This is a genomic window from Flavobacterium sp. GP15 (genome assembly GCF_014281985.1).
Classification (GTDB): Bacteria; Bacteroidota; Bacteroidia; order Flavobacteriales; family Flavobacteriaceae; genus Flavobacterium; species Flavobacterium pygoscelis.
Genome location: NZ_JACFTC010000005.1, coordinates 162454 through 177995, shown reverse-complemented (window position 1 = coordinate 177995; position 15542 = coordinate 162454). Strand labels below are relative to the sequence as shown.

The window sequence follows — 15542 nt, the reverse complement described above, 5'->3', positions numbered from 1 at the left end:
AATTGTTTCTGATTTAAAATAAATACATATCATCAATTTAAATTTCTTTCTAATTTAAATTACTTTTTAACCGCTTCAACTAATTCTAATTCGTCCAAACTTACTTTAGACATAAACATTCCGTAATTTACATTTGCTTTATTTTTCTCGATAGTTTCAATACTTCCAACTGCTTTACCATCCAGCATACGTACTCGATCACCAACTTTTAAAATGTGTCTAATTTTCTCAATAACAGGTTTAAGTTTCTTTTCTTTTTTTTCTTTTCTAATTTCTTCTACATGAACAGTCACTTCCTCAATAACTTCCTTTTTCTTGGCAACAATAGCTTTGGCCTCTTTAGGAGTTGCTTTTTTTCTTTTGGAATTTTCTATTTCGATAATTTTTAAAAATTCAGCGATAAGATCTTTTTTATTTTTATTATTAAAATACTTCTCCGCTATATCTTCTATTTTATTACCAATGTAAATTGTTTTTTGGTTGCTGTCATACAACTCCTGATAACTTTCCAGTTTTTGTTTGATTTTGACATTAATTGTTTCCATTTTCTTGCCTTCTTCACGTGCTTTTGTTTCTTCTTCCTTTAGCGTTTGCGAAGTTTTTTCCATTTTAGAACGCTCTTTTTGTAAAGTAGCAATGGTTTTGTCAAAACGTACTTTTCCTACTTCAATCTTCTTTTTGGCGCGATTTATTAAGCCAAAAGGGATTCCATTTTTCAGAGCTACTTCAAATGTAAATGAGCTTCCCGCTTGTCCTAATGCAAGTTTGTACATTGGTTCTAATGACTTTTCATCAAAAAGCATGTTGGCATTTGTAGCAAAAGGCAATTCGTTTGCTAAAATTTTTAGATTAGAATAATGGGTCGTTATAATCCCGAAAGCTTCTCTATGATAAAATTCTTCTAAGAAAATTTCGGCTAATGCGCCTCCTAACTCAGGATCAGAACCCGTACCAAATTCATCAATTAGGAACATTGTTTTCCTGTTGCACTTCTTTAAGAAGTAGTTCATGTTCTTTAATCGATAACTATAGGTACTTAAATGATTTTCAATAGATTGATTGTCTCCAATATCTGTTAATATTCTATCAAACAAGAATGTTTCACTGCGTTCGTGAACCGGAATTAGCATTCCCGATTGCAACATCAATTGCAGCAATCCAACCGTTTTTAGCGATATCGTTTTTCCACCAGCATTAGGTCCAGAAATAACTATGATTCTATTTTCCTGAGCCAATTCAATAGTTTGCGGATGGGTAATTTCGTTTTTTTGTTTGTTATTCAAATACAAAATAGGATGGAAGGCTTCTCTGAAATACAAACGTCTATTATCGGTGATGTTGGGCAGGATTCCATTAATGCGATTTGCATATTTAGCTTTCGCAGCAATTACATCAATGTCACTCAAAAAATCTTGATAGTCAATCAGCAACTGTAAAAAAGGTCGAATTTGGTTCGTTAATTGCTTTAGAATTCTAGTAATTTCTTCTTTTTCTTCGTATTCTAAGTTGCTCAGTTCTCTCGAATAATTTAGTGTTGCTTCGGGTTCGATATAGGCAATACTTCCTGTTTTAGAACTTCCTAAAATAGATCCTTTTACCTTGCGGCGATACATAGACAAAACTGCTAAAACTCTGCGATTTTGAACAAAGCTTTCTTTAATATCATCTAAATATCCAAGAGCATTGTATTGCGTAAGTGCTGTACCAAAACTCTGATTTACTTTACCGCGAACCGTATTCATATTCCTGCGAATATTTAATAAATCGGGTGAAGCGTTGTCTTTTATTTCACCATATTTATCAACGATTTCGTCGGTCATGGTAATAATATCCTTTGTAAATTCGACTTGTAAAGCCCGAGAATTTAAATTAGGATAATAGTCTTCAAATTTTTTAAAATAACTCAATAAAAAATTAACGGTAGAGGATATTGTTGCTATTTTTCTAAAACTTCCAACTTCAAGAAAACTATCTTCAATGGCAAGAAATCTTATTTCATGCGTAATAGCATCAAAACCATGATTTGGAATGGCATTGTTGTTTTGGAAAGAAGACACATATTCTGATGTTTGCATTAAGGCCTTCATCAAAGTTTCCTTGTCTTTAAAAGGAGTTATTTCAAGTGCTTTTTGTTTTCCTATATCGGTATTACAAATTGCCGAAATCGTTTCGAGAACGGTTGGGAATTGTAAATCTTGTAATGTCTTTTCGGTGATGGATATCATTTATCTATAAAATTCTTTTCGACACAAAAATAGTTAATAGTTAAGACTAATTAACAGTCATTCACAAAGAATTAAAGAATGTTTATTGTGGTTTTTTTAAGTGAAATATTATCTTCTCTTATTACTTCTCAGCCATTACTCTGTGTATCTTTGTAACATAACAATTATTTATGCAAACGAATCTTAATCCAGAATGGCAAACTATTTTGTCAGATGAAATACAGAAGCCTTACTTTGCTGACTTAATGGAAAGTGTGGCTGAAGAATACAAGACAAATATTTGTTTTCCGCCAAAAGAATTAATTTTTTCGGCTTTTGAATCTTGTAGTTTTAAAGATTTAAAAGTGGTTATTATTGGTCAAGACCCCTATCATGGAAATGGTGAAGCAAATGGATTGTGCTTTTCAGTAAATGATACTGTTCGTATTCCGCCTTCTCTGAGAAATATCAATCGAGAACTGAGTGATGATTTGGGAACGATTTTTTTGCCTACTTCAGGCAATTTAGAAGATTGGGCGAAGCAAGGAATTTTGCTTTTGAACGCTTCGTTGACGGTAAGAAAAGACACTCCAAATAGTCACAAACATTTAAAATGGAATCTTTTTACCGATGCTGTTATCGATCATATTTCTTCGAAAAAAGAAAATGTAGTGTTCTTACTTTGGGGCGCTTTTGCGCATAAAAAAGGACTTAAGATAGATAGAAACAAGCATTTAGTTTTAGAGTCTGGACATCCGTCGCCGATGAGCGCTAATCAAGGAAAGTGGTTTGGGAATAAACATTTTAGTAAAACGAATTCTTATTTAAAGCAAAATGGTAAAGAAACAATTAACTGGATTACGGAGTAGTAATATTAGAAAGTAGATGTATCTGTTTTATTCTAGATTGCGTGAGGGATTGAAGCTAGCTACCGAAGTAGCGCGTAAAGCCCGACAGCATAAAAAATAAGGGCTCCTCACAACAATGTAAGGAGCCCTTGTTTTTTATGGTGGCACGCCCAAATTAGAACGAAATCATTATATTTACTCTTTTTCTTTTTTGATTATATCATCTAAAACCGCTTTATTTTCATAGTTGATGACCTTTAAAATAATTTCTTGGTTTTTGACTGTTTTACCTTCAATTACGTATAATTTTCCTTTTTTTACAATAACATTACTTTCATCAAAAACGACATCACCAAATTGCAAAGTATTTTTAATATCGGTAGTATCAATCCATTTTTCAGCTAGTATTTGAGATGCTTTTTCGGAATAATGAAAGGGCTTATTTCGTAGATCATTTAGAACTCTTGCGTTTGGAAAATAATTACAACGGGTATCTTTACCGCTAAAAACTAAAGAGACAAAAAACACTCCAATTACTAAACCTACTAAATAGTAAGCAAAACGATGTATAAATTTCATGAATTATATTTTTGGCAAAGGTAGCTGAAAGTTTCCTTAAAAAACAATTAAATTGATGTCGTTATTGGGCAAATCAAACCAGTCGCCAATGGCAGCATTTGTTAGAATTCCGTGGTACATGTACACTCCATTTTTAAGTCCTTTGTCAAAACGTATGGCAGTTTCAATTCCGCCATCATCAGCGATTTGTAACAGGTAAGGCGATATAATATTACTGATGGAGAGCGAAGCCGTTTTTGAATATCGAGAAGGGATGTTGGGAACACAATAATGCAATACATTACTCTTGACAAAAGTCGGTTTTTCATGCGAGGTCACTTCTGAAGTCTCAAAACAGCCACCTGTATCGATGCTAACATCAACAATTACGGCACCATTTTTCATGTGTTCTACCATTGCTTCGGTTACAATTACAGGACATCTTTCTTTACCGCGCATCGCGCCAATGGCAACATCACAGCGTCTAAGTGCTTTTAATAAAGATTTAGGTTGTATGGTAGATGTAAAAATGCGTTGGTTTAAATTGTTTTGAAGACGTCGTAGTTTGGTAATAGAATTATCAAAAACCTTTACTGTTGCACCCAAACCAATTGCTGTTTTTGCGGCAAATTCTCCTACGGTTCCTGCTCCTAATATTACAACATCTGTAGGCGGAACTCCGGTAATATTGCCAAATAGCAATCCTTTTCCAAACTCATTTGTAATCATTAATTCAGCTGCAATAAGGATTGAGGCTGTTCCTGCTATCTCGCTTAAGGATTTAACGGCAGGATACGTGCCATCTTCATCTTTAATATATTCAAATGCTAATGCGGTAATTTTCTTTTTTGTTAAGGCTTCAAAATATTTTTTCTTTCGAGTCTTTAACTGAATAGCAGAGATTAAAATCGTTTGAGGATTCATCATGGCTATTTCTGCGGTTGTTGCTGGTTCTACTTTAAGAATCATTGGGCAACTAAAAACTTTTTTAGTGTCGTTCGTGATTTCTGCCCCTGCATCAGAATATTCTTTATCAGTATAACTAGAGGTTAGTCCTGCACCAGATTCAATCATTACACGATGCCCGTGATAGGTAAGTGAATTTACAGCATCGGGTGTTAAACAAATGCGACGTTCTTGATGGCAGGTTTCTTTTGGAATACCAATAAAAAGTTCGCTTTTTTGTCTCGCCACTTCAAGTTTTTCTTCTTGAGGCAAAAGCTGCTGTTTGGTAAAAGGTGTGTTGGTAATTGGCATTAGCTCGTTATATTAGAGGTACAATTTACGTAAAAGTTTTATATAAGAATACAATAGTTTTGATGGAAGGGTGAATTTATAAAATATCAAAAATCAAAAAATTATTTTCTGCATTTTGATATCCGCTCTTTCATAAATACCATGTTCTAATTCTATTTCTTCAAAACCATATTTTTTATACAAATGAATAGCGGGTATTAAGCGTCTATTTGAATATAAAATTAGTTTGGATATGTTATTTTCCTTGGCATAAGTCAAACAATATTCGATAAGTTTTTTTCCAATACCCAATCCTTGAATTTTCTCTGTAATTGCCATTTTACTTAATTCGAAACAATCGTTAGTAACCTTTAATAAAGAAATAGTTCCTATAATTTGATTCTTGTATTTGGCATAAAATATAAAGCCTCCTTTATCAATTATTTCAGCTTTTGGGTTTGATAACACAATTTCATCATTGGGTTCTACTTTAAAATATTTATTCAGCCATTCTAAATTAAGGGTTTTGATAGCGTCTTTTTCTTCTATAGTAAAAGGGATAATTTCTAAATTATTTTCAGAATTCATAATAGAATTTACTAATTTAAAGTTAGAGAGCGTTTTCCATCTTCAAGTATAGAAATCGATATCGTAGAGTGTGCTTCAGGAATTAAATTTGGAATCTTTTCTGCCCATTCGATAAAGCACCAATTTCCAGAATACAGATAATCATCAATTCCCATATCTAAAGCTTCTGTTTCTTGATTGAGTCTGTAAAAATCAAAATGATAAACTAATTGATTATTAGTAGCTTCATATTCATTAACTAAAGAAAAGGTTGGACTACTAGTTGCAGATTTAACACCTAGAACTTTACATAATTGTTTGATCAAAGTTGTTTTTCCAACGCCCATTTCTCCATGAAAAAGGATTACTTTATTGGGATTAGCACTAATTATTTTTTGAGCAACCACTTCTAGTTGATCTATTAAAAATTCAATTTCCATAGTTGTATTATTTCAATATTTCCTGTTGCAAAAATAAAATTAAATCTCCTAAAATCTTTATCAACCTAATGAAAATTCAATTTAGGAGATTTACTATTTCTATTTATTTTGGACTAAAAATCAAGCAAGGAATAATCATTTCCTCTAATGAAATTCCTCCGTGTTGGTAGGTGTTTTTATAATAACTTACATAATGATTGTAATTATTAACATACGCTAAAAACAAATCATTTTTTGCAAAAATATAGGAACTGCTCATATTTATGGCTGGCAAACCAATGTTTTTTGGTTCTTTTACGGCATAAACATCTTTATATTCATAAGTAAGACTTCGACCGGTTTTATAACGCAGGTTTAAACTGGTATTTTTATCTCCTATTACTTTTGATGGATTCTTTACATTTATAGTACCGTGATCTGTTGTTAAAATTAATTTAAATCCTAATTTTTGAGCTTGTTGAATGATTTCTAACAAAGGCGAATTCTTAAACCAGCTTAACGTTAGAGAGCGATAGGCCTTATCATCAGAAGCTAATTCTTTGACCACATCCATTTCGGTTTTAGCATGAGAAAGCATATCGACAAAATTATAAACAACGGTAACAAGATCATTGTTTTTTAAAGCTTTAAAACCTTCTACAAGTTTTTTACCACCGGCAAGATTGGTTATCTTAAAATAATCTTCCTTGATATTTAATCCTAATCGTTTTAATTGTGCTGATAAAAATTCTGCTTCATATAAGTTTTTTCCACCTTCTTCTGGATCATTTTTCCAATATTGAGGAAACTGTTTCTCCATATCTATCGGCAATAGTCCAGAGAAAATAGCATTTCTAGCATATTGTGTAGCGGTTGGTAAAATAGAGTAGTAGGGAACTTCTTTTTCGAGTTTGTAATAATTAGCAACTACGCTTTCAAAAGTCTTCCATTGATCGTATCTTAAATTATCAATTACGACAAATAAAATAGGTTTGTCTTTTTTCTTAAGTTCAGGAACAACCAATTCTTTAAATAAAGTATGCGATTGAATGGGTTTATCTGCTTTTGGAGCAAACCAATCTTCATAATTGCGTTCGATAAATTTACCAAATTGCGAATTGGCTTCTGCTTTTTGTGATTCTAGAATTTCAATCATGCCATGATCGTCTATGTTCTCTAATTCCAACTCCCAAAAAATCAATTTTTTGTACATTTCAACCCAATCTTCATAGGAGTTGACTTGCGCCATTTCCATGGTGATTTTTCTAAATTCTTTCTGGTAATCTAAAGTTGTTTTTTGAGAAATCAATTTCGAGTGGTCTAAGTTTTTCTTTAAACTCAGCAAAATCTGATTTGGATTTACGGGTTTGATTAGATAATCAGCAATTTTAGAACCTATGGCTTCTTCCATAATATATTCTTCCTCACTTTTGGTAATCATTATCATTGGTATAGAAGATTTTTTCTCCTTCATCTCTGATAGGGTTTCTAAACCGCTCATTCCAGGCATATTTTCATCAAGAAAAACAACATCGAAGTTGTCTTCTTCAAAAATTGTAATCGCATCAAGACCGTTATTACAAGTAGTTACTTCGTAATTTTTCTTTTCTAGAAATAATATATGTGGTTTTAAAAGGTCGATTTCATCATCTACCCAAAGTATTTTTATTTTATCCATAAGTTGTCTAACAAGTGTTGTAATGACTAAATCAAAGTGCCAAATTACATTTTTTTGTAGCTTCTATCTGCTAATATTATTATAATTTTTTGAGGATTTCTAATTGTTCACCATCATTTAGGAACCACTTTTAATTTTGTAAAATTTGATTTCATACACTTCGGTACTTGCAGTTTTATTATCTCAAATAACTAATCTTGTTTTTTTAAAAAACTGCAACATAAAAAAAACCACTACTTTTGAAAGTAGTGGTTTCTAATTTTTGAATCAATAATATTAAAAAGTAGTTTATTGCCAACCACCACCAAGAGCTCTATACAGTTGAATTATGGCTTTATATTGTTGGTATTTATTGTCTATCAAACTCAATTCAGCATTCAGCGCATTGTCTTTTACAGTCAATACTTCTAAATAATTGGCTAAGCCATAAGTTAACAATTCATCAGAAAAACCAGTGGCTTTGTTTAATGCCTCCACTTGCTTTTCTCTAACGGTCAATTTATAAGTCTCATTATTATATTGTGCTAACGCATCCGAAACTTCTTTTCCAGCTGTTAACAACGATTGTTCAAATTGAATATAAGCTTTTTCCTGATTGGCTTTAGCAATTTCGAACTTAGTTTTAATTTGTCTCTGGTTAAAAATTGGTTGAGTCAAACCCGTAATTACATTCGCAAAAAGTGAATTGGCACTAAACCATTCTTTCAAATCTATACTTTGCAATCCACCTGAAGCAGTCACTTTTAACGTTGGATAAAAATTACTTTTAGCAATATTAGTTTGCTCAAAATTAGAAATCAAATTGTACTCTGCAGCGATAACATCCGGCCTATTTCTTAATAAAGTTGCTGGAACTCCTAGCGTAATAGTTGGTTGCATTAATTGATTTTCAAAAGTGCTTCTTTCAATTTTAGATCCACTTTCGCCTAAAAGAATGCTCATGCTATTTTCTAAAATAATAATACTGTTTTTTAAATCAGCGATAATAATTTCAGTGGCATATTTCTGCGCTTCTGTTTGTTTTACGCCAACTTCAGTCACATTACCAGCATCCTTTAATGCAACAATAGCTTCGATACTTTGGTTTCTATTAATCAAAGTTTTCTCTGCTAATTCGATTTGAGCATCAACAGAAAGCAATTGGTAATAAGTAGCGGCAATGTTAGCTATTAATTGCGTTTTTACAGCTTGTTTTACCGCAGTTGTTTGAAGAAAACTTGCATTTGCAGCACGTTTGTTACTTCTTATTTTACCCCAAATATCTGCTTCCCAAGAAAGATTTCCTGTTAATTGATATTGTTCCGTGCTTCGGTTCTGCAATAAAGCACCAAACTGACTGTTTTTGGAAAGTTCTTGATGTGTCCAATCAGCTCCTGCGGAAAGAGTAGGGAAGTATCCTGCTTTTCCTTGTTTCATAGTAGCTTCGGCAGCTACAATGTTTTGAATTGCGATTTTGACATCTAAGTTATTAACTAATCCTTTTTGTATATATCCTTGCAAAAGCGGATCCGTAAACACTTTATCCCAAGCCACATTGGCAAAGGATAAAGTATCATTAGAAACGACTTCGTTACGGTATAAATTTTCTGTTTTTAATTCTGGACGCTTGTAGTCTTTGGCAACAAAACACGATTGCATTATTGTTGCTGCGAGAACAACAAGTCCTATTTTATGGAACTTATTTTTCATTTTCTTCGTTTAAAAGTATAGTATCAGATTCGGTAGTCACAACAGGTTTTCCTGAAATTTTTTCTTGTAAGCTTTGGAATATGATGAACAAAATAGGAACTACAAATACTCCTAAAATGGTTCCAACTAACATTCCACCTACAGCTCCCATACCAATCGAACGGTTACCCACGGCACCAACTCCAGAAGCAAAAGCCAAAGGCAATAATCCGAAGATAAAAGCTAGAGAAGTCATTAAAATAGGACGTAAACGTGCTTTTGCACCTTCGATGGCAGCTTGCGCTAAATCCATTCCGTGTCGGCGTCTTTGTATGGCAAATTCGACTATCAAAATGGCATTTTTCGCTAATAGTCCTATCAGCATTATCAGTGCAACTTGGAAATAAATGTTGTTTTCCAATCCTGCAAATTTCACAAAAGCAATCGCTCCAGCAATACCAACAGGTAATGAAAGTAGTACAGATAGTGGAACTAAATAACTTTCGTACTGTGCACTTAATAAGAAATAAACAAATATCAAACTTAGTAAGAACACGCCAATTGCTTGATTTCCTGCTAGAATTTCTTCACGAGTCATTCCTGAAAATTCGTAGCTATACGTTTTAGGTAAATGCTGCGCCGCAACTTCTTGAATTGCTTTGATCGCATCACCAGAACTATAGCCCGGTTTTGCTTTTCCGTTTACATTTACTGCTTTTAACATATTGAAACGGGCCACTGCTTCAGGACCATAAATTCTTTTTAAATTTATAAACTGACTGATCGCCACTTGTTGACCTGCAGCATTCTTTACATAAATGTTGTTTATCGAAGCTTCGTTAGCTCTATCAGACGGTTTAGCCTGAATCATCACGCGGTATTGCTTACCAAATTTATTAAAATCTGTAGTGTACAATCCTCCATAATAGCCTTGCATCGTGTTGAAAATATCAGAAACTGATACTCCAGCATCTTTCGCTCTTTCGACATTAATATCCATTTGGAATTGTGGAAACGATGCATTAAAATTGGTTTGAGCATATTGAATTTCAGGTCTTTTTATTAATTCGCCTAAAAACTCATTGCTCACTTTGCTTACGGTAGCCCATTCATCATCGCCTTTATCTTGAATTTTTAATTCGAAACCATCGGCTGAACCAAAACCTTGCACACTTGGAGGCGTGAAAAATAAAGCTCTTGCATCTTTAAAATGGGCTGTTTTTCCAAATAACTCTTTTACCACAGCATCAACGGATTGATTAGCTTCTTTACGGTGTTTCCAATCTTTTAATTTAATGATTGTAAAAGCATAAGAACCTCCATTTACACTGTTCAGTAAACTGAAACCTACAACACTCATTCTAGATTCAACAATATCCATTGAACCTATAATAGTATCCAATTCTTTAACTGCTTTTTCAGTTTTTTCTAATGTTGTTCCTGGAGGCAATGTTAAATCGGCCATGATTATTCCACGGTCTTCATTAGGAATAAATCCAGAAGGTGTCGTTTGGAATAAAAGGAATGTAATTCCTGAGAAAACAACTAAACCAATAACGGTAATCCATTTTTTTCTTGCCAAAAACCCTAATGATTTCACATATTTGTTATTCATTCTATCAAAACTAGAATTGAAAGCAATGAAAAAACGATCTTTAAAATTGGCATCGTGATGATCCGAATCTTTGTGAGGTTTTAAGAATAAAGCACATAATGCAGGACTTAAAGTCAAAGCATTAACTGCTGAAATCAAAATTGCAATTGCCAAAGTAATCGCAAACTGTTGGTAAAACACACCTGATGGACCACTCAAGAAAGACACAGGAATAAATACTGCTGCCATTACCATTGTGATCGAAATAATAGCTCCTGTAATTTCGCTCATTGCTGAGATAGTTGCTTCTTTTCCTGATTTTGCTCCTTCATCCAGTTTAGCATGCACTGCCTCGACGACGACAATGGCATCATCGACGACAATTCCAATGGCTAGAATCATAGCAAATAAAGTCAACATATTGATCGAGAATCCAAATATTTGGAGGAAGAAAAAAGTACCCACGATAGCTACAGGAACTGCAATTGCAGGAATTAAAGTCGAACGAAAATCTTGCAAGAAGATATATACCACAATAAATACCAATATAAAAGCTTCGAGCAAAGTGGTTAATACTTTGTCAATTGAAGCATCAAGAAATGTTTTTGTGTTTAATGGAATCACGTAATCAACTCCTTTTGGGAAGTCTGGTTTTGTATCTTCTAAGATTTTCATTACTTCGGTAATAATATCTTGCGCATTAGAACCAGAAGTTTGGAAAACCCCTACAGCAACCCCTTGTTTACCCATTGCAATATTCTTAGTTCCATAATTGAAACCTCCTAATTCAACAGTGGCAACATCTTTTAAGTGCAAGAAATTTCCATTTCCTGTAGAACGAATAACAATATTTTCGTAATCTGCAATTTCAGAAAGTCTTCCTTTATATTTAATTACATATTCATAAACACCTTCGGCATTTTCACCAAATTTCCCTGGTGCAGCTTCAACATTTTGTTCTTGCAATGCGGCTTGAATTTCTTTTGGAGAAACATTATACGCAGCCATTTTTGCAGGATCAATCCAGATTCTCATCGAATAATCTTTGGATCCAAAAACGTTTACTTGACCAACACCTTTTACACGTTGTAATTTTGGAACTAAATTAATTTTAGCATAATTCTGAATATACGTTTCATCAAAATTTTTGTTTTTTGAATATAAAGCAAAGAACATCAAAGCACTCGTTTGACTTTTTAGCGTTGTAACTCCAGTTTGAACAACCGCTTGAGGCAGTTTACTAGTAGCACGCGATACTCTATTTTGAACGTTTACCGCCGCAATATCTGGATCTACACCTAATTCGAAATATACAGAGATTTTAGCAGAACCATCATTGGCAGCAGAGGAAGTCATATAAGTCATTCCTTCTACACCGTTGATTTCTTCTTCTAAAGGAATAACAACACTATTTAATACGGTTTCTGCATTGGCACCGGTATAATTGGCATTAACCTGAACGGTTGGCGGTGCAATTTCAGGGTATTGTTCGACTGGTAATGCCATCAATCCTAAAACCCCTAAAATGGTTATTAAGATAGAGATTACAGTCGATAGGACAGGTCTTTCTATAAAAGTTTTTAACATTTTAAATATTATTTTTTAGCTGCAGCAGCATTTGTTTTTACTATTTCTTTATCCGTTGGAGCTACAGTTTCTGAATTCGTTTTATCAATTTGTTGTGGAATAATTTCTGTATCATTTTTCAATTTTGAGGCACCTTCAACAACTATTACGTCACCTTCAGAAAGTCCATCGGTAACAATAAAGTTCAAGTCTGAGGTTCCGTTTGTTGTAATAATTTTTGATTGTACTTTATTTCCTTGACCTACAACAAAAATCATTTGTTTTCCTTGTACTTCAAAAACAGCATTTTGGGGTACTACTACAACATCTTTCTGGATTATTGGCAAACGAATGATTCCACTATTTCCACTTCTTAAAAGACCTTCAGGATTTTTGAATTCAGCTCTAAATTGAGTGGTTCCCGTTGTTGGGTTTACTAAGCCGTTCATAGTGACAACTTTACCTTTTTGGTCGTATTCTGAATTGTCCACTAATAGTAAAGAAACTTCTGGAACTGATTTTAGTTTTTCAGCAGTTGTGGCCCCTTTAAAAGTTTTATTGAAGAAAAGTAATTGCTTTTCATTCATTGAAAAGTAAGCACGTATCATTTTGGTATCAGACACTGTAGTTAATGGCATTTCACTAGTTGAATTCACCAAACTTCCTTCACGGAAAGGCAAACTACCAATTACTCCATTCACAGGAGAAACGATTGTTCCAAAACCAATATTTGAAGCAATACTACCATAAGTACTTTTTGCTTGAGCCAATTTTGCTTTAGCCGTTTCCAATTGAACATTACTGATAATTTTGCGATCTACTAGAGGTTTTAGTCTATCAACTTCAACCTGAGCGGCTTGTACCATTGCTTTAGCGGCAGAAGCATCTTGGTTTAACGTTTGTGTTTCTAGTTTGAAGAGTAGTTGTCCTTTTCGTACTACTTGTCCTTCATCAACATATATTTTTTGAATAAATCCAGTTACTTTAGGACGGATTTCTACGTTTTGTTGGCCTTCAAGATTTGCGGTATATTCTTGGTAAACAACAGCATCTTGCTTTGTAATTGTTTGAACTGGAAAAGGCGCAGCTGTTGGAGCTGGCATTTGCTGCTCTTCTTTTTTACCGCAAGAGGCTAAAATTAGTACTATAAATAGAGTAAATATTGAATTTTTTTTCATTTTTATTCTTGAGTTTGGGATTTATATTTAGTGATTATTCTTTTCTATTATTTTAAATTTTTCAATGGTTTTTATCAAAAGTTCTTCTACCTCACAAACGTGTGTTTTGTAAGCTTTGATGTCTTCCATATTGTATTGTTCTTCTGAACACGAAATGGTTTGCTCACGATAATGAATGAGTCGATCTAAAATGGTCTTTTCAAAATCTACTAATTTGATGTAATTTGCTAATCTTTCACTGAAGGGTGAAGGCTTAAAATATTTTTTTCGATCACCTGAAACTGTGTAGTAGGTAATTTTTCCCATTTTTGATAGCAAATTCAAATTTGTAGAAACAGAACTTTTACTAGCTTTCATTTTTGCCACTATTTCCTCAAATGTTAAACCTGTTTTACATCCATCAATTATTAATAATCCTAGAATTCTAGAACCTAGAGGTGGTAAATTATATAATAATTCAAAATGATTTCCGAACATTTCGATCAGTTCTTCACGTTCTTTTTGTATTGTTTCCATAATTTTTTTTTGCAAAAGTAGAGTTAGTTCGTATATTTGCGAACTAAACGAACTTAAATTTGTGTTAATTTTTTAACATTTTATTTTTGTTCTATAGATTGAGTTGAAATTAAAAATTATAAAACTGCTCTAATCAAGTGAGTATGGTTTAAAATACATTTGTAATTTTAAACTCAAAATAGGGTTCATTTGGATTTCTTATTTAAGATCTAAATTTCCGTATATTTGTTGACCTAAAAAATAACTTATAGTGAGTCAAATCAATAAGCTTAAAATATTTAATGATCCTATTTATGGTTTTATTACCATTCCCAATGCTTTAATTTACGATTTAATTCAGCATCCTTATTTTCAGCGTTTGCGTCGTATATCACAAATGGGATTGTCATACTTAGTCTATCCAGGAGCTAATCATACTCGTTTTCATCACGCTTTAGGCTGTATGCATTTGATGCAAAAATCGGTTGATGTACTTCGATTTAAAGGAGTTGTTATTTCAAATGAAGAGGAAAACGCTTTATACATTGCTATTTTACTGCACGACATTGGTCACGGACCTTTTTCTCATGCTATGGAAAAAAGTATTGTAGAAGAGGTACATCATGAAGAAATATCATTGTTATTTATGAACCAATTAAACGTTGAGTTTAATGGTAAGCTAGATTTGGCTATTCAAGTATTTAAAGGAGAGTATGATCGTAAATTTATGCTTCAGTTGATTTCGAGTCAACTCGACATGGATCGAATGGATTATTTGAAACGCGATAGCTATTATTCGGGTGTTGCGGAAGGAAATGTGAATTCAGAACGATTAATTCAGATGATGAATGTTGTTGATGACTATTTAGTTATCGAAGAAAAGGGAATCTATTCGGTAGAGAAGTTTTTAATGTCACGACGTTTAATGTATTGGCAAGCGTATTTGCATAAAACGAGTTTAGTGGCCGAATTAATTTTGATGAGAATACTAAAGCGAGCCAAAGAATTAACATTAAAAGGAGTTCCATTACCCTGCAGCGAACCTCTATTATTTTTTATGCAAAATAAAGTTACAATAGAAACTTTTGATGCTGAAAAATTAGATTTATTTGCTCAATTAGACGATTTTGATATTATTGGAGCTTTAAAATCTTGGCAAAAAAATGATGATTTTATTTTAGCCACCTTGAGTAAAATGATTGTTAATAGAGATTTATTAAAAATTAAATTAACAAGTGAAAAAGTAGCAATTGAAGATTTACAGCCATTGAAAGAGCGTTTTGCGTTACAGAATAATATTTCTGTCGCAGATGCTAATTATTTTATCTTTAAAGGAAAAATAAAAAATCAAGCTTACAGTAAAGAAGCAGATCCGATACGTATTTTGAAAAAAGATAATACTGTTGAGGATGTAATTGAATCTTCCGATCAGCTGAATTTAAAATCATTATCTAAATCGGTGACCAAATATTACATCTGTTTTCCAAAACAACTGTTATAAAAACACCATTTAAAATCTATTTTTTATATT

Annotated in this window: 12 protein-coding genes; 2 read left to right on the top strand and 10 right to left on the bottom strand. The window is 32.9% G+C overall.

The window, feature by feature from the left end; genetic code table 11:
• Nucleotides 1–59: 59 nt before the first annotated feature.
• On the bottom strand, nt 60–2225 hold the full coding sequence (locus H2650_RS11880) for a DNA mismatch repair protein MutS (RefSeq protein ID WP_188051030.1): 2166 nt from the start codon (nt 2223–2225) through the stop codon (nt 60–62).
• Between the two features lie 170 nt (nt 2226–2395).
• On the opposite strand from H2650_RS11880, the gene H2650_RS11875 reads away from it, so the two are divergent.
• Complete coding sequence (locus H2650_RS11875) at nt 2396–3073, top strand: uracil-DNA glycosylase (protein WP_188051029.1); 678 nt, start codon at nt 2396–2398, stop codon at nt 3071–3073.
• A gap of 174 nt (nt 3074–3247) precedes the next feature.
• Here H2650_RS11875 and H2650_RS11870 read toward each other — a convergent pair whose 3' ends face one another.
• The 9 genes from H2650_RS11870 to H2650_RS11830 all read right to left on the bottom strand — a co-directional run bounded on the left by H2650_RS11870 (nt 3248) and on the right by H2650_RS11830 (nt 14032).
• A complete protein-coding gene (locus H2650_RS11870; protein WP_188051028.1) occupies nt 3248–3631 on the bottom strand; it encodes a DUF4258 domain-containing protein in 384 nt (127 codons plus the stop codon).
• A 36-nt stretch (nt 3632–3667) separates the two neighbouring features.
• Nucleotides 3668–4867, bottom strand: coding sequence for an alanine dehydrogenase (locus tag H2650_RS11865; RefSeq protein ID WP_188051027.1), 1200 nt, complete (start codon nt 4865–4867; stop codon nt 3668–3670).
• A gap of 93 nt (nt 4868–4960) precedes the next feature.
• A complete protein-coding gene (locus tag H2650_RS11860; RefSeq protein ID WP_188051026.1) occupies nt 4961–5434 on the bottom strand; it encodes a GNAT family N-acetyltransferase in 474 nt (157 codons plus the stop codon).
• Between the two features lie 11 nt (nt 5435–5445).
• Nucleotides 5446–5853: a tRNA (adenosine(37)-N6)-threonylcarbamoyltransferase complex ATPase subunit type 1 TsaE gene (gene tsaE / locus H2650_RS11855; protein ID WP_188051025.1), complete on the bottom strand. Its 408-nt coding sequence runs from the start codon at nt 5851–5853 to the stop codon at nt 5446–5448.
• A 103-nt stretch (nt 5854–5956) separates the two neighbouring features.
• Nucleotides 5957–7510 (bottom strand): response regulator, encoded by a 1554-nt coding sequence (locus H2650_RS11850; protein ID WP_188051024.1) that lies wholly within the window; start codon nt 7508–7510, stop codon nt 5957–5959.
• Between the two features lie 288 nt (nt 7511–7798).
• Nucleotides 7799–9199, bottom strand: a complete 1401-nt coding sequence (locus H2650_RS11845; RefSeq protein ID WP_188051023.1) for an efflux transporter outer membrane subunit — start codon at nt 9197–9199, stop codon at nt 7799–7801.
• Nucleotides 9189–12359, bottom strand: coding sequence for an efflux RND transporter permease subunit (locus H2650_RS11840; RefSeq protein ID WP_188051022.1), 3171 nt, complete (start codon nt 12357–12359; stop codon nt 9189–9191). The genes H2650_RS11845 and H2650_RS11840 overlap by 11 nt, the downstream gene beginning before the upstream one ends.
• Nucleotides 12360–12367: 8 nt before the next feature.
• On the bottom strand, nt 12368–13516 hold the full coding sequence (locus H2650_RS11835; protein WP_188051021.1) for an efflux RND transporter periplasmic adaptor subunit: 1149 nt from the start codon (nt 13514–13516) through the stop codon (nt 12368–12370).
• A gap of 27 nt (nt 13517–13543) precedes the next feature.
• On the bottom strand, nt 13544–14032 hold the full coding sequence (locus H2650_RS11830; RefSeq protein WP_188051020.1) for a GbsR/MarR family transcriptional regulator: 489 nt from the start codon (nt 14030–14032) through the stop codon (nt 13544–13546).
• Nucleotides 14033–14282: 250 nt separating this feature from the next.
• Here H2650_RS11830 and H2650_RS11825 point away from each other — a divergent pair, with 250 nt between their 5' ends.
• The gene (locus H2650_RS11825; RefSeq protein ID WP_188051019.1) at nt 14283–15512 is read left to right on the top strand and encodes an HD domain-containing protein; all 1230 of its coding nucleotides are present in this window, start codon (nt 14283–14285) and stop codon (nt 15510–15512) included.
• Nucleotides 15513–15542 lie beyond the last annotated feature (30 nt).